Genomic DNA, 14566 nt, shown 5'->3' with positions numbered 1-14566 from the left:
ACCGCGAGTCTCGTCCGCATGAGACGAGAACGCCTGGCGCTGGCGGTCCTGCTGATCGCGACCGGCGCGCTGTACCTGTGGCGGCTGGGGGACTCGGGCTGGGCCAACGCCTACTACTCCGCCGCCGCGCAGGCCGGTGCGACGAGCTGGAAGGCGTGGTTCTTCGGCTCCTCGGACGCGTCGAACGCGATCACCGTGGACAAGACGCCCGCCTCGCTGTGGGTGATGGGCCTGTCCGCGCGGCTGTTCGGCGTCAACGCGTGGAGCATCCTGGCGCCGCAGGCGCTGATGGGCGTCGGCAGCGTCTGGCTGCTGCACGCGACGGTCCGCCGCTGGTTCTCCCCCGCCGCCGCGCTGATCTCCGGCGCCGTGCTCGCGCTGACGCCGGTGGCGGTGCTGATGTTCCGCTTCAACAACCCGGACGCGCTGCTGGTGCTGCTGCTGATCGCGGGCGCCTACTGCGTGACCCGCTCGGTCGAGAAGGCGAGCCCGTTCTGGCTCGCGCTCGCCGGGGTCGCGGTCGGATTCGGCTTCCTCACCAAGATGCTGCAGGCGTTCCTGGTGCTGCCCGCGTTCGCGCTGGTCTACCTGCTCGCCGCACCGGCCACCGTGCCCAGGAAACTCCTGCACCTCACCGGCGCGCTGGGCGCCATGATCGTCGCGGGCGGCTGGTGGATCGCCGCCGTCGAGCTCACCCCTGACCGGCCCTACATCGGCGGCTCGCAGACGAACAGCGTGCTGGAACTGGCGTTGGGCTACAACGGTCTCGGCCGCCTCACCGGCGACGAGGTCGGCAGCGTCGGCGGCGGCCGCGGGTGGGGCTCGGCGGGCTGGAGCCGCCTGCTGAGCGCGGAGATGGGCAGTCAGATCGCGTGGCTGCTGCCGGCCGCGGTGGTCCTGCTGGTCGCCGGGCTGTGGCTGACGAAGGGCCGCGTCCGCACCGCACTCGCCCTGTGGGGCGGCTGGCTCGCCGTCACCGCCGGGGTGTTCAGCTTCATGAACGGCATCATCCACTCCTACTACACCGTGGCCCTGGCTCCCGCGATCGCCGCCGTCGTCGGCATCGCGGCCACCGAACTCTGGGAGAGGCGCGCGGAACCCGTTGCGGCAGCGGTGCTTTCAGGCTCCGTCGCACTGTCCGCACTGCAGTGCTACGTGCTGATCAACGAGTTCTCGACGCCCGTCGCCCTCCTCGTGCTCATGACGGGACTGATCGCCGCGGTCGGCCTGGTGCTGTCGCTGCGCTGGGCCATCCCGGTCGCACTGATCGCCGCGCTGCTCGGCCCCACCACGTACTCCTTCGCCACCGTCACCACCCCGCACACCGGCGCGCTGCCGGTCGCGGGTCCGTCCAACGGCCGGATGGGCGGCATGGGCGGCGGACTGCTCGACGCCACCACCCCGGACGCCGAGGTCGTGACCCTGTTGCAGGACAACGCGACCAGCTACAGGTGGGCCGCCGCCACGATCGGCTCCAACAACGCGGCCGGGCTCCAGCTCGCGAGCGGGCAGCCGGTCATGGCACTCGGCGGCTTCAACGGCACCGATCCCGCGCCGACACTGGAGGAGTTCCAGGAGATGGTCCGAAGTGGACAGATCCACTACTACGTCGCCGCCGGTCGCATGATGCAGGGCGAGACCGGCAGCGACGCCGCCCACGACATCGGCGCGTGGGTCGCCGAGAACTTCACCGCGACCACCGTCGCCGGTACCACCCTCTACGAACTGGACGGGTCATGACCGCCACGCTCGCCCCCGCGCCCGTCGCGGCACCGCGACCGAAGCCACTCCGGAACCCGAAGTCGTTGCACCGCCTCGCTTTCCTCGGCCTGCTCGCGGCGACCGCAGTGCTGTACCTGTGGAACCTCACGGCGTCCGGCTACGGCAACGAGTTCTACGCGGCGGCGACGCAGGCCGCGTCGCAGAGCTGGAAGGCGTTGCTGTTCGGCTCGCTCGACCCCGGCAACACGATCACGGTCGACAAGCCGCCCGCGTTCCTGTGGGTGAGCGGGCTGTTCGCGAAGCTGTTCGGGTTCTCCAGCTGGACCGTGCTCGCCCCGCAGGCGCTGGAAGGCGTCGCGGCGGTGGGACTGCTGTACGCGACGGTCAAGCGCACGTCCGGTCCGGCGGCGGCCCTGTTCGCCGGCGCGGCCTTCGCCCTCACCCCGGTCGCCACGCTGATGTTCCGGTTCAACCTGCCGGACGCGCTGCTGGTGCTGCTGATGGTCGCGGCCGCGTACTGCACGGTGCGGGCGCTGGAGAACGCGAGCCCGTTGTGGCTGGCACTCGCGGGCTCGGCCATCGGCTTCGCGTTCCTCACCAAGATGCTGCAGGCGTTCCTGGTGCTGCCCGCACTCGCGCTCGCCTACCTGGTCGCCGCGCCGGCGTCACTTCTCAAGCGCGTGCTGCACCTGCTCGGCGCCGGGGCCGCGGTGGCGGTCTCGGCGGGCTGGTTCATCGCGCTGGTCGCGTTGTGGCCCGAGGACAGCCGCCCGTACATCGGCGGCTCCACCAACGACTCGCTGTGGGAACTCGCCATCGGCTACAACGGGCTCGGCCGCATCTTCGGCAGTTCCGGCGGTCCCGGCGGTGGCGGAATGGGCGGCAACGGCAACATCGGATTCGGCGGGGAAACGGGAATCGGCCGGCTGTTCGGCGCCAGCATGGGCCCGGAGATCTCCTGGCTGCTGCCCGCCGCGCTGATCGGCCTGGCCGCCGGACTGTGGTTCCTGCGCCGCGCTCCCCGCACCGACCGCACCCGTGCGGCGCTGGTGGTCTGGGGCGGCTGGGTGCTCGTGAGCGGCGCGGTGTTCAGCTTCATGAGCGGCATCACCCACCCCTACTACACCGTCGCCCTGGCACCCGCGATCGCCGCTGTCGTGGGCATCACCGGCAGCGAACTGTGGCGTGGCCGCGCGCACTTCCCGGTCCGGACCTCCCTGACCGCGATGGTCGCGGTGACCGGCGTGTGGGGCTTCATCCTGCTCGACCGCACCCCGGACTGGACGCCGTGGCTGCGCTGGGTCCTGCTGGCCGTCACGGCAACAGCCGTCCTCGCGCTGGTGTTCGGCCTGGACCGGCGCCGGCTGGCCGGTGTCCTGGTGGTGGCGGCGCTGCTCGGCACCTCCGGTTACGCGCTGGCGACCGCGGCCACCACGCACAGCGGCTCGATCCCGTTGTCCGGCCCGCGTTCCCAGCAGGGCGGCGGCATGGGCATGCGCGAGGGCTCGTCGTCCACAGAGGTCGTGCAGCTGCTCAAGGCCACCGGCACGAAGTGGGCCGCCGCGACGGTCGGCGCCCAGAGCGCGGCATCACTGCAGCTGGCGTCCGGCCGGTCGGTGATCGCGATCGGCGGCTGGAACGGCAGCGATCCCGCGCCCACGCTCGAGGAGTTCCAGGCGCTCGTCGCCCAGGGCGAGGTGCGCTACTACGTCGAAGGCGGCCGCGGCGGCCCCGGTGGCGGCGGCAGCGACATCGGCGAGTGGGTCGCGGCGCACTTCCAGACCGTCACCGCGGGCGGCCAGACGCTCTACGACCTGACCGCCGCGAAGTGACGTCCCGGAGCCGGCCTGCTCGTCGTGCCACAGCAACGGCAGCAGGTCGGCTCCGCGCCGCCACAACCACGGGATCCCCTTGAGCACCAGCCACGCCGCGTGGTGCCACACCGTCAGCTCGCGTCCGCCCGAGCACTCCAGGCTGACGTCGCCGAACCGGAGCCCGGTCGCGCGCAGCTCGGCCGCGAACGCCCGCGCCAGCATGCGGTGACCGCGCTCGGACGGGTGCAGCCGGTCCACCGCCCACGTCTCCAGCTCGTAGGCACCGGGCATCGTGTGCAGGTCCACGCACCGCACGCCGTGCCGTGCCACCACCACGTCGACCACGCGGTTGTACTCGTCGATGCGGTTCCTCAGCACCCGCCGCAGTTTGCCGGGCAGCTTGAACACGCGCCCCTGGTCGTGGAACCGCACGGTGACGACCGAGGCGCCGGCCGCGGTGAGCTCGCGGCAGACGTGGTCGAGGTCCTCGTGCATCTGCCGCACGGAGAAGTCGGACCGGAGGGTGTCGTTCACGCCGGCGATGACGACGGCGGCACTGGGCCTGTCCCGCAACGCCTGCGGCAGCTGAACCCGCCGCACGTCGGCCAGCCGCGCGCCGGAGACGGCGTGGTTGCGATAGCCGTTGTCCGAGTAGGCGGACGAGAGGATCGGGCCGAAGCCGCGCCATCCGCCGGGAACGAGGTCGCCGATCCCGACCGCGGTCGAGTCACCGAGTAGCACCAGCACGCGGATCAGCATCAGCGGGCCCGGTGATGCGGGCGTGACCGTGTGGGAACGGTTCAGCGAAATGCTGGGTAAAGCGGGAGTTCGAGCACCTCGGAGCCGTAGCGGTCGGCCAGTGCCCCGATCACCGCGTCGGCGTGCGAGGCCACCGTCTTCTCACCGAGGATCAGCGCGTCGGACCGCAACCGGACCCACCGGCCGGTGAGCACGACGCTGCGCGGTGGTGCGTTGTCCGCTGTCGGCATCGGCTTGGACAGGGCCCGCCACGTCGCGAGCCACACCCACAGCAGCTGGGCCTCCAGCAGCCGCGGTAAGAGCACCGCGTCGTCGTCCATCTCGGGCCACACCGACCCGACCTCCGCCCGCCAGGCGGCGACCATGGCCTCGGACATCCCCGGCGGCAGGCCCCACCCGCACCAGCAGGACGGGAACGGCACGCGCAGCGCGGCGGCGTCGAACACGATGTCGCGGACGCAGCCGCCCTCGAAGTCGACGAACCGCACCCCGCGCGAGGTGACCAGGTGGTTGTCCGGGCACGACGTCGACGGGCTGAACGCGCGCCGCCGCGAGGTGCTGAACGCCTTCGCGGCACCAGCGGCGAACTCGACGGCCTGCGTGGACGTGGCGACGCCCAGGGTGGACTCGAGCAGCGCGGGCAAGCCGGCGATCGCCGCGTGCACGTCGACCGCGATCGGGTCCTGGCAGCACTGCGCACCGGCCCGGCGCATCAACGCGTCGAAGTCGGCGTCGCGGCCCGCCGTCGTGGCGTGCAGGCGGCCCATGGCGTGGGCCCACGAGAGCAGCCCTCGTTCGGCCGCCCGCGCGTCCTTGGCGTGCAGCTTCTCGGACAACCTCGGCGCCCGGCCCAGGTCCTCCAGCACGACCAGGCGTGACGCCGCGTCGTGGGCGAAGAGTTCGGGGGTGGCGCGCTCCTCGGCGGGCAGCGCCGTCAGCAGCTGGTGGCTCACGGCCTCGTGCGCCCACGGGTCGCGGTCGCCGGTCCCGGCGGGATAGCGCTTTACGACCAGTGTGCGGGGCATCGAGAAAGGCGAGGACGCCACTCTCACGCGAATGACGACGGAACGACCGGTACCCCCGAGAGCCTCGGGGTCCGCGAGGCGCACCTGTGCGCCCAGTCGCTTGGTCAGTACCCGCTCAGCCGCCCCGACAGCGTCTGCGATCTCAGGTGAAGTCGTGTCGGGAGGGCCCGCGGTGATCTCCACGCTCATCCCCTCCGACCCTACTCCCCAAGTCCGTGAGCCGGACCGACGCTAATCGGGCCAGGCTGCGACTACCACCACTCGTTGATAACGGCTCGAACGGTTCCCGGACACCCCTCCGAGGTGTGGACGTGTGGAAACACCTTCCGTTGCCCACTACGTGCCGATCAAGCCGATCGATCGGCACGCGCACCTCAATACCGATCAAGTAGCTGCTCGATCGGGCGAACCGGTCTCATGTTCTGGGACGCGTGGAGGCAGCCGATCGGTTGCCTCCACGCGCGAGAAAGATCGTCAGGCCTTCTGCTCGGCCTTCTCGGCCGCCTTGTCCGCGGCCTTCTCCTGGGGCTTCGCGTCCACACCGGCCTCCTTGCGCTGCAGCGCCGTGATGGGGGCCGGAGCCGCCGTCAGCGGGTCGTAGCCGCCGCCCGACTTCGGGAACGCGATGACCTCGCGGATCGAGTCGGCGCCCGCGAGCAGCATGCAGAGGCGGTCCCAGCCCAGTGCGATGCCGCCGTGGGGCGGGGCGCCGAACTTGAACGCGTCGAGCAGGAAGCCGAACTTCTCCTGCGCCTCCTCGGCACCGATGCCCATGACGTTGAACGCGCGCTGCTGCACGTCGGCGCGGTGGATACGGATGGAGCCACCGCCGAGCTCGTTGCCGTTGAGGATCACGTCGTAGGCGTAGGCCAGCGCGTTGCCCGGGTCGGACTCGAAGTTGTCGATCCACTCCGGGGTCGGCGAGGTGAACGCGTGGTGCAGCGCCGTCCAGTTGCTGCCGCCGACCGCGACGTCACCGGCCTCGAGCTTGTCGACCGACTCGAACATCGGGAAGTCGACGACCCAGCCGAACGCCCAGGCGTTCTCGTCGATCAGACCGACGCGGTGCGCGATCTCGACGCGGGCGGCGCCCAGCAGGGCACGCGCGTCACGCGGGTCGCCCGCGCCGAAGAAGATGCAGTCGCCCGCGTTGGCGCCGACGGCCTTCGCGAGACCCTCGCGCTCGGTGTCGGTGAGGTTCTTCGCGACCGGGCCGCCCAGCGTGCCGTCCTCCTGGACCAGCACGTACGCGAGGCCCTTGTGGCCGCGCTGCTTGGCGAACTCCTGCCACGCGTCGAGCGTGCGGCGCGGCTGCGAGGCACCACCCGGCATCACGACGGCACCGACGTACGGCGCCTGGAACACGCGGAACGTCGTGTCCTTGAAGTACTCGGTGAGGTCGGTGAGCTCGAGCTCGAAGCGCAGGTCGGGCTTGTCCGAGCCGTACTTCGCCATCGCGTCGGCGTAGGAGATCCGGCGGAACGGCACGGGGATGTCGACGCCCTTGGTCTCCTTCCAGATCGCGGCGAGCAGCTTCTCGGTCAGGCCGATCACGTCGTCCTGCTCGACGAAGCTCATCTCGATGTCGAGCTGGGTGAACTCCGGCTGGCGGTCGGCGCGGAAGTCCTCGTCGCGGTAGCAGCGCGCGATCTGGTAGTACCGCTCCATGCCGCCGACCATGAGCAGCTGCTTGAACAGCTGCGGCGACTGCGGCAGCGCGTACCAGGAGCCGGGGCGCAACCGCGCCGGCACCAGGAAGTCACGCGCGCCCTCGGGGGTGGACCGGGTCAGCGTGGGCGTCTCGATCTCGACGAACTTCTCGCCGTGCAACACCTCGCGGGCGATGCGGCTGACCTCGCTGCGCAACCGGATCGCCTGAGCCGGACCGCTGCGGCGCAGGTCGAGGTAGCGGTGCTTGAGGCGGGCCTCCTCGCCCGGCTCCACGTCGCTCTCGACCTGGAACGGCAGCGGCGCGGCCTCGTTGAGGACCTCGAGCTCGCTGACGTAGACCTCGATGGCACCGGTGGCCAGGTCGGGGTTCTCGCTGCCCTCGGGACGCGCGCTCACGTCGCCGGTGACCTTGATGACGTACTCGCTGCGCAACCGGTGCGCGCGCTCGGCCATCTCGCCCTCGCGGAACACGACCTGGGCGACGCCCGAGGCGTCGCGGAGGTCGATGAAGATGACACCGCCGTGATCCCGCCGGCGAGCGACCCACCCGGTGAGGGTGACGGACTGCCCGGCGTGCTCGGCCCGGAGTGATCCGGCCTCGTGCGTGCGCAACACGGTGGTGGCTCCTTGTAGACGAAGTCAGCTTTGCCGTCAAGGCTAGCCGGAGCCACCGACAGATTTTCACGCAGGGCTTTTCGTGGGCGGAGCCGATCTTCAGAGGTAGCGCTCCAGCACGGGTTTCGCCCGCTCCCAGGCCGCGTGCCAGCCGCGGTCGACCTGCTCGGCGTCGCCGTAGAACGCGATCCGCCCCACCAGGTCCACCAGCGCGGCGCGGTGGTCCGCCCGCAGCACCGGCAGCACCTCGACGACGAACGGCAGCACGGCCGTGGCCGCGGGGCACACGAAGCCACCCTCCTCGTAGATCGTCTCGTCGAGGTCCCTGATGGCCCGCGCGACCACCTCGGGGTCCTCGGACAGCAACGCCCTGAGGTGACCCGGGGTGTCCAGCGCGGGCCCGTACGCGTGGTCGACCAGCTGCCACGCGACGTCGTCCAGTCCGTCCAGGATCATCGCAACTCCAGCAGCACCGACTCGGCCAGCGCCGAGACCCGTTGCCCCAGCGAGGTCACGGCGTGGTCGTGCACCGCCGCGGCGACGAGGTCCGTGTACTCCCTGGCCCGCGCGACACCGACCAGCCACACCGCGAACGCCCGCAGCCGCACGTCCGGATCGGCCGCCCACACCGGCACGAACGGCACGACCAGACCCACGTCCGTCGTGTCCCGTTCGAAGAGCCTGCGCAGGTAGTCGAGTGCCTCGGTCCGCCAGGGCAGCACGTCCACCAGCGCCAGCACGAGGTCCATGCCCTCGAAGTCCTTGGGCCCCACCAGCCAGAGCACGTGCTCCAGCACCTCGTCGTAGCCCATCTCGAACGACCCGGTGGCGAGGAACAGCTCCAGGTCCCCGGTCAGCCCGCGCAGGATGACGTCGGCGTCCGGCCGGGTCGCCGCGGACACGAGCAGCCGCGCCAGGGGTTCGCCGTCCGGCACGTCCAGCTCCCGCAACCACGAGACCGCGGCCTCGTCGCCCCGCCCGGCGAACTCCGTGACGACGAGCACGAGGCACAACCGCGTGGCCGGATCCGTCTCCTCGTCCCACCGCCGCGTCAGGGCGGGCAGCACGAGCGCACTGTCCCCACGCCCCTTCCCGAGCACGAACAGCACGCCCCGCCGCACCCCCGCGGAGCTGTGGTCGAGCAGGGCGAGCAGGGCGGGTTTCGAGGCCTCGAACGCGGGCGGCCAGCTCGGGTGGACACCGTCCGCACCGCTGCCCCCGGCGACCGCGATCGCCCCGCAGAGGTTCTCGAGCAGCCACTCCCGGCTGGGGGTGTTGTCGTGGGCGACCAGCTCCAGCAGGAACGGCCACGCCGCCGCGGTCGCCTCGCTGACCTCCGACTCCTCGCCGGTGAGGACGCCCACCAGCTCCTCGTGCGGCTCGACGGACGTCCTGGCCTGCTTCAGCAACCGGGGAAGCTCGTCGGCGTACCCGTTGTGACCGCGCAACCGGTACCAGTCGATCTTCCTCAGAGCCTCCACCATGGACCCAACAATAGGAAAAGGCCGCGACCGGGGAGGTCGCGGCCTTCTCACACAGGGCTAGCTCACGCGGTGGGCGCGAGGTAGAGCAGGCGGTTCGGCGAACCGGTGCCCGGGTTCGTCACCTTCGACGGCGTCGACTGCCCGACCAGGTACGAGGCGACCTGGGCCGGCGTCGCCGCGCGGTTCGTCGAGAGGTAGCGGGCGGCGGCACCCGCGACGTGCGGGGTGGCCATCGACGTGCCCGAGATGGTGCTGGTGGCGCTGTCGGAGGTGTGCCAGGACGACGTGATGTCGCGGCCGGGGGCGAAGATGTCGAGCACCGCGCCGAAGTTCGAGAACGACGAGCGGGCGTCGTTGCGGTCGGTGGAACCGACCGTGATCGCCTCGGTCACGCGGGCCGGCGAGAAGCCGGACGCGTTGGCGTTGGAGTTGCCGGCCGCGACCGCGAAGGTCACGCCCTTGGCGACGGCGTTGCGCACGGCGGTGTCGAGGGTGGCGTTGGCGCCACCACCGAGGGAGAGGTTCGCGACGGCGGGCTTGACGGCGTTGGCGCCCACCCAGTCGATGCCGGCCGCGACGCCCGCGAGGGTGCCGGAGCCCGCGTTGTCGAGCACGCGGACGGCGACGATGCGAGCGGCCTTCGCGACGCCGTACTGCGAGCCCGCGATGGTGCCGGCGACGTGCGTGCCGTGGCCGTTGCCGTCCTGCGCGACGGCGTCGTTGTCCACGAAGTCACGGCCGTTCGAGGCGCGGCCCCCGAACGTCGAGTGGCTGATGCGGACACCGGTGTCGATGACGTACGCCGTCACGCCGGTACCGGTCGAGGTGTAGCTGTAGGACTGGTTCAGCGGCAGGTTGCGCTGGTCGATGCGGTCGAGACCCCACGACGGCGGGTTCGTCTGCGTCGCCTGCGTGTGGACGACCTGGTCGGCCTCCACGAACTCCACCGACGGGTCGGCGGCCAGGCGCTTGGCCTGCTTCTCGGTCAGCTTCACGTTGAAGCCGCCGAAGGTCTTGTACTCGCGCTCGACGGTGCCGCCGAAACGGGAAGCGAGGGCATGCCCGTTCGCCTTGCCCTCCTTGAGCTTCACGATGAAGCTGCCGGAGATCTTCTCGGGTGCGTCGAGCGACAGCACCTCGCCCTCGGCGGCGGAGGCGCTGGGAACCATCAGAACCGACATGGCGAGAGTCGCCGCGCCGGCACCGGCCAGGAACCGGATCTTTCGCGTCATGATTGCTTTCCGTTCTTTGCAGGGGAACGAAGCGCTTTCGACGTTATGGAGAGATCCGGTTCCTGCCAAGGGTGTCTTACGTTTTAGGACGCACTTGCATTGCCGGACAATTCACCTTTCACAGGGAAGGCGGCCAGTAGAGGATACGAGTGACGGGTGGCGTCCCCGGAGTGCCCGTGGTAACCAGCGCGCGCTCGACCTGCGCGGGCGTGGCCGCGCGGTTGCGCTCCAGGAACCGTGCCGCGACACCGGCCGCATGTGGTGCGGCCATTGAGGTTCCGCTCAGCGTGTTGGTCGCCGAGTCCGAAGTGTTCCAGGCGGAGGGGATGCTCACGCCCGGCGCCCAGATGTCCACGAGCGGCCCGAAGTTCGACGACGAGGCCTTGGTGTCGTTCTGCGTCAACGCACCCACGCAGATCGCCTGCGAAACCCGTTGTGGCGACGAGTTTCCCGGGTCGGTGTTGCTGCCGCCCGCCGCGACCGCGTACGAGACACCGGAGTCGATCGACTTCTTCACGGCCGTGTCCAGTGCCGCGGAAGCACCGCCTCCCAACGACATGTTCGCGACCGCGGGCTTCACGGCGTTGCGCGTCACCCAGTCCACACCGGCGATGACCCCGGAGATCGTGCCGGAACCCGACCCGTTCAGCACGCGCACGCCCCACACCGTCGCCTGCTTGGCCACGCCGTGCTTCGCACCCGCGGCGATGCCGGCGACGTGCGTGCCGTGGCCGTTGTCGTCCTGCGCGATCGCGTCGTTGTCGACGGTGTCCCAGCCGTTGCGCGCCCGGCCACCGAAGTCCGCGTGCGTCACGCGCAGCCCGGTGTCGATCACGTAGATGTTCACGCCACGGCCGGTGGTCGTGTACTCGTAGCGCTGGTCGAGCGGCAACGCGCGCTGGTCGATCCGGTCCAGGCCCCACGGCGGGTTGAGCTGGACGGAGTTGGCGTGCACGATCCCGTCACGCTCCACAGAGGACACGTTCGGATCGGCTTTCAGGGCGCGGACCTGGGCCGAGGTCAACCGAGCGCTGAACCCGTTGAAAACACTCGAGTACGTGTGCTCGACCGTGCCGCTGAACGAGGACACAGCCCCCTCACGCAACACGACGATGTACGACGACGTGGCCGCGGACGCCGGGGCGACCACGACCGCCGCACCCAGGGCGGCGACTGCCAGCAGGGCTCTCACGGGCAGGTTTCCTTTCGTGTGCAGGGAAAACGGCCCCGGTCCGCAGGGAACCGGGGCCGCACATCTCAGGGGTGTCAGCTGGTCGGCGGCCAGTGCAGGAGCCTCGTGGTCGTGCTCGGGCCGGGGTTCGTCACCTTGCCGTTGGTGGCGTTGGAGGTGATCGCGGTCGCCACCTGGGCGGGCGTCACGTTCCGGTTGCCCTGCAGGTAGCGGGCCACCACACCGGCGACGTGCGGCGACGCCATCGAGGTGCCGGAGATGGTGTTCGTGGCCGTGTCACTGGTGTGCCACGCGGACGTGATGCCGCCACCCGGCGCGAACACGTCGACACCGGCGCCGTAGTTCGAGAACGACGACCGCGCGTCGGTGCGCTCGGTCGAGCCGACGGTCAGCGCCGCCGCCACGCGGGCCGGCGAGAAGCCCGACGCGTTGGCGTTGGAGTTGCCCGCCGCGACGGCGAACGTCACACCGCGCGTGATCGCGCCCTGCACGGCGTTGTCGAGCGAGGTGTTGGCGCCACCACCCAGCGACATGTTGGCGACAGCGGGCTTCACGTGGTTGTTCGCCACCCAGTCCACGCCCCGGCGATGGTGCCGGAGCCGGAGTTGTTGAGCACGCGGACGGCGATGATGTTGGCCTGCTTCGCGACACCGTGCAGCGTGCCCGCGACGGTGCCGGCCACGTGCGTGCCGTGGCCGTTGCCGTCCTGCGCGACGGCGTCGTTGTCCACGAGGTCGCGGCCGTTGCGCGCCCGGCCGCCGAAGTCGCGGTGCGTGATGCGGACACCGGTGTCGATGATGTAGGCGTTCACACCGGAACCGGTGCTGTTGTAGGTGTAGCGCTGGTCGAGCGGCAGGTTGCGCTGGTCGATCCGGTCGAGCCCCCACGACGGCGGGTTGACCTGCGTGGCCTGGATGCTGACGACCTGGTCGCGTTCCACGTACTCGACCGAGGGATCAGCGGCGAGTCTGCGCGCCTGCGCGTCGCTCATCTTCACGGAGAAGCCCTGGAAGACCGTGTTGTAGACGTGCCCGACCTGGCCCCCGAACCGGGAACCGAGGGTCTGCGCGCTCGCGGTGACCCCGCCCTCCTTCAGCTTCACGATGAAGCTTCCGGCGATGTTCTCACCGGGCGAGACGCGGATCTCGCCCGCCGCGGCGGTGGCCGGTGCCGCGAAGACGGCGACCATGGCCGCCGAGCTCAGCAGAGTTGCGGTCTTGCGCATTGTGCGGTCCTGTTCGTCGCAGGGATGCTGCAGGAACCTCGAACGGGGGTATTGGCGGCGTAATAGTCCCGAGATCTGAACCTGCCGAGTTTCGAACCCGGACAAAACCGCCGATCGGCTGTACCGCGCTCCCTTTGCTGCCGATAGCCTTCCCAGCTTGACTCCGTGAAACGGAGGAGTGGATGCTCACGATTTACCCACCGCGCGAGGAGCTCGCCGACCTTCTCGTCACGGGCCCGTTCGCGGACGCGTTGCGCGTCGCGATCCAGGTGCGGGGACTCAGTCTCGAACGGCTGCAGCACCGCCTGAAGGTGCGGGGAGCGCCGATCAGCGTGACGGCGCTGAGCTACTGGCAGTCGGGTCGCCGCAGACCCGAGCGGCCGGAGTCGATGATGGCCCTGGCACACCTCGAGGACGTGCTCGGACTTCCCGCGGCCGCGTTGAGCCGCCTGCTCGGCCCGCCCAGGCCGCGCGGCCGTTCCCGCAGGCGGGAGCAGCCGGCGCGGACACCGTGGAACGGGTCCGGGCTGGTGATGACCGCCCAGCACGACCGGGTCGACGTCGCGCCCTGCGGCGGTGTGCGCGGCGTCCGCTCACGCCAGGTCATGCGGGCGAACACCGCCAATGTGGACCGCTGGATCCTGTGTCAGGAAACGGGTTCCGCGCAGCCCGCGCTCACCGCGGTCCGTTCCTGCCGGGTCGGCCGGATCGCGCGTGAACGCACGAACGGCGTTCTGGTCGCGGAGATCCTGTTCGACGAACCGATCTCCTCCGGCGAGACGATCGCGATCGAGTACGAATTGATCTATCCACACCCGACGGTCGAGCACACGCATTTCCGGCGTTTCGGCGACCGCGTGCACGACTACGTGCTGGAGGTCAAATTCCAGGGCTCACCGGAGTCCTGTGAACAGTTCTCGTCCGGCCCGGCCGGCGCGGAAATGCCCGGCGGCGCGCGAGCGGCCCCGGTGGACGAGGGTGGTTACGCGCACGCCGCCGCGCTCGACTTCGGTCCGGGCCTCTACGGCATGCGCTGGACGGTCGCCGCGAACGCCCCGGGGTCGTCGACCCAGGGGAAGTGACCGGCGCCGGGCTGCACGACCAGCGTCGCGCGCGGGAACAGGTCCGCGTACTCCCGCGCGCGGACCGGCGGCAGCGACACGTCCAGCTCGCCGGTGACCAGAAGTGCCGGCACGTCGAGCTTCTGGACCTTCTCGCGCACCTTCGCGGGATCGAACCTGGCGTCCTTGTAGTACTCCATGGCGGCCTTGGGGTGGCGCGGGTGGGCGTCCACCGCACGCGCGGCGTCGTCCCAGCGGCCGTGGAAGAACGGCGTGATCTTCGCGAACGCCTCGGGCGTCACCCGGCCCGCCCACATCTCCTCGAAGCCCTGGATCGCCTCGGCGTACCAGGGTTCCCCACCGCGTCGCAGGGCGATCTCGCGGCGGTCGTCGTCGCTGACGTCGATGCCGACCACGAACGGGCTGGGCGCGACGAGCACGAGTTCCTCGACCCGTTCCGGGTGGCGCGTGGCGTAGAGGACCGCGAGCGTGCCTCCCGCGGAGTGGCCGAGCAGCCGGATCCGGTCGAGCCCGAGGTGCCGGCGCAGCGCGTCGACGTCGCCCACCTGGTCGTCGACGCCGTAGGCGGTCGCCTCGTCCGAGTCGCCCGTACCGCGCAGGTCCAGCCTGATCACGTCGGGAAGTGGCAGCCCGCCCAGGTACGACGAGTCCTGCATCGGCCCACCGGCCAGGCAGATCAAGGGGTTCTCGGCCTCGCCGTGGTAGGCGAGACCGAGCCCGTCCGAGTTCGTGAAAGTCCCCATGC

General features: G+C 70.7%; 12 protein-coding genes and 1 pseudogene. 3 read left to right on the top strand and 10 right to left on the bottom strand.

Annotated features, from left to right (window positions below; genetic code table 11):
- Nucleotides 1-18 precede the first annotated feature (18 nt).
- On the top strand, nt 19-1740 hold the full coding sequence (locus IEY88_RS15775) for an ArnT family glycosyltransferase (protein WP_189155520.1): 1722 nt from the start codon (nt 19-21) through the stop codon (nt 1738-1740).
- Nucleotides 1737-3554 carry a glycosyltransferase family 39 protein gene (locus IEY88_RS15770; RefSeq protein ID WP_189155519.1) on the top strand — a complete coding sequence of 606 codons (1818 nt, stop codon included), beginning with the start codon at nt 1737-1739 and terminating at the stop codon, nt 3552-3554. Before IEY88_RS15775 ends, IEY88_RS15770 begins: the two co-directional genes overlap by 4 nt.
- Before the next feature lie 201 nt (nt 3555-3755).
- Here the strand turns inward: IEY88_RS15770 and IEY88_RS15765 are convergent.
- The 9 genes and pseudogenes from IEY88_RS15765 to IEY88_RS45780 all read right to left on the bottom strand — a co-directional run.
- Nucleotides 3756-4295 (bottom strand): annotated as a pseudogene (locus IEY88_RS15765) (SGNH/GDSL hydrolase family protein); the annotation flags it as partial.
- Nucleotides 4296-4336: 41 nt separating this feature from the next.
- Complete coding sequence (locus tag IEY88_RS15760) at nt 4337-5320, bottom strand: hypothetical protein (protein ID WP_308425984.1); 984 nt, start codon at nt 5318-5320, stop codon at nt 4337-4339.
- Nucleotides 5321-5794: 474 nt separating this feature from the next.
- Nucleotides 5795-7606, bottom strand: coding sequence for an aspartate--tRNA ligase (gene aspS, locus IEY88_RS15755; protein WP_189155517.1), 1812 nt, complete (start codon nt 7604-7606; stop codon nt 5795-5797).
- A gap of 99 nt (nt 7607-7705) precedes the next feature.
- Nucleotides 7706-8062, bottom strand: a complete 357-nt coding sequence (locus tag IEY88_RS15750; protein WP_189155516.1) for a hypothetical protein — start codon at nt 8060-8062, stop codon at nt 7706-7708.
- Nucleotides 8059-9090: a hypothetical protein gene (locus IEY88_RS15745; RefSeq protein ID WP_189155515.1), complete on the bottom strand. Its 1032-nt coding sequence runs from the start codon at nt 9088-9090 to the stop codon at nt 8059-8061. The genes IEY88_RS15750 and IEY88_RS15745 overlap by 4 nt, the downstream gene beginning before the upstream one ends.
- Nucleotides 9091-9152: 62 nt before the next feature.
- Nucleotides 9153-10322 (bottom strand): S8 family peptidase, encoded by a 1170-nt coding sequence (locus IEY88_RS15740; RefSeq protein WP_189155514.1) that lies wholly within the window; start codon nt 10320-10322, stop codon nt 9153-9155.
- A 118-nt stretch (nt 10323-10440) separates the two neighbouring features.
- Complete coding sequence (locus tag IEY88_RS15735) at nt 10441-11514, bottom strand: S8 family peptidase (protein WP_229693422.1); 1074 nt, start codon at nt 11512-11514, stop codon at nt 10441-10443.
- A gap of 74 nt (nt 11515-11588) precedes the next feature.
- Entirely contained in the window at nt 11589-12092 is a 504-nt protein-coding gene (locus IEY88_RS45785; protein WP_308425983.1) for a S8 family serine peptidase, read from the bottom strand.
- Entirely contained in the window at nt 12065-12739 is a 675-nt protein-coding gene (locus IEY88_RS45780) for a S8 family serine peptidase (protein WP_308425982.1), read from the bottom strand. Before IEY88_RS45780 ends, IEY88_RS45785 begins: the two co-directional genes overlap by 28 nt.
- Nucleotides 12740-12921: 182 nt before the next feature.
- On the opposite strand from IEY88_RS45780, the gene IEY88_RS15725 reads away from it, so the two are divergent.
- Entirely contained in the window at nt 12922-13821 is a 900-nt protein-coding gene (locus tag IEY88_RS15725; RefSeq protein WP_189155513.1) for a helix-turn-helix domain-containing protein, read from the top strand.
- Here the strand turns inward: IEY88_RS15725 and IEY88_RS15720 are convergent.
- Complete coding sequence (locus IEY88_RS15720) at nt 13761-14564, bottom strand: alpha/beta fold hydrolase (protein ID WP_189155512.1); 804 nt, start codon at nt 14562-14564, stop codon at nt 13761-13763. The genes IEY88_RS15725 and IEY88_RS15720 overlap by 61 nt on opposite strands.
- Between the last annotated feature and the right edge of the window lie 2 nt (nt 14565-14566).

This window comes from Lentzea pudingi, assembly GCF_014646255.1.
GTDB classification, from domain to species: Bacteria; Actinomycetota; Actinomycetes; order Mycobacteriales; family Pseudonocardiaceae; genus Lentzea; species Lentzea pudingi.
The sequence above is the reverse complement of the archived record's forward strand: the minus strand, read 5'-3'. Positions and strand labels throughout refer to the sequence as shown.

Bases quoted from the DNA above. Each gene is read 5' to 3' on its own strand.
- IEY88_RS15770 (WP_189155519.1), top strand. From the start codon at position 1,737: ATGACCGCCACGCTCGCCCCCGCGCCCGTCGCGGCACCGCGACCGAAG.
- IEY88_RS15720 (WP_189155512.1), bottom strand. From the start codon at position 14,564: ATGGGGACTTTCACGAACTCGGACGGGCTCGGTCTCGCCTACCACGGC.
- IEY88_RS15760 (WP_308425984.1), bottom strand. From the start codon at position 5,320: ATGCCCCGCACACTGGTCGTAAAGCGCTATCCCGCCGGGACCGGCGAC.
- IEY88_RS15775 (WP_189155520.1), top strand. From the start codon at position 19: ATGAGACGAGAACGCCTGGCGCTGGCGGTCCTGCTGATCGCGACCGGC.
- IEY88_RS15750 (WP_189155516.1), bottom strand. From the start codon at position 8,062: ATGATCCTGGACGGACTGGACGACGTCGCGTGGCAGCTGGTCGACCAC.
- IEY88_RS15725 (WP_189155513.1), top strand. From the start codon at position 12,922: ATGCTCACGATTTACCCACCGCGCGAGGAGCTCGCCGACCTTCTCGTC.
- IEY88_RS15745 (WP_189155515.1), bottom strand. From the start codon at position 9,090: ATGGTGGAGGCTCTGAGGAAGATCGACTGGTACCGGTTGCGCGGTCAC.
- IEY88_RS45780 (WP_308425982.1), bottom strand. From the start codon at position 12,739: ATGCGCAAGACCGCAACTCTGCTGAGCTCGGCGGCCATGGTCGCCGTC.
- IEY88_RS15740 (WP_189155514.1), bottom strand. From the start codon at position 10,322: ATGACGCGAAAGATCCGGTTCCTGGCCGGTGCCGGCGCGGCGACTCTC.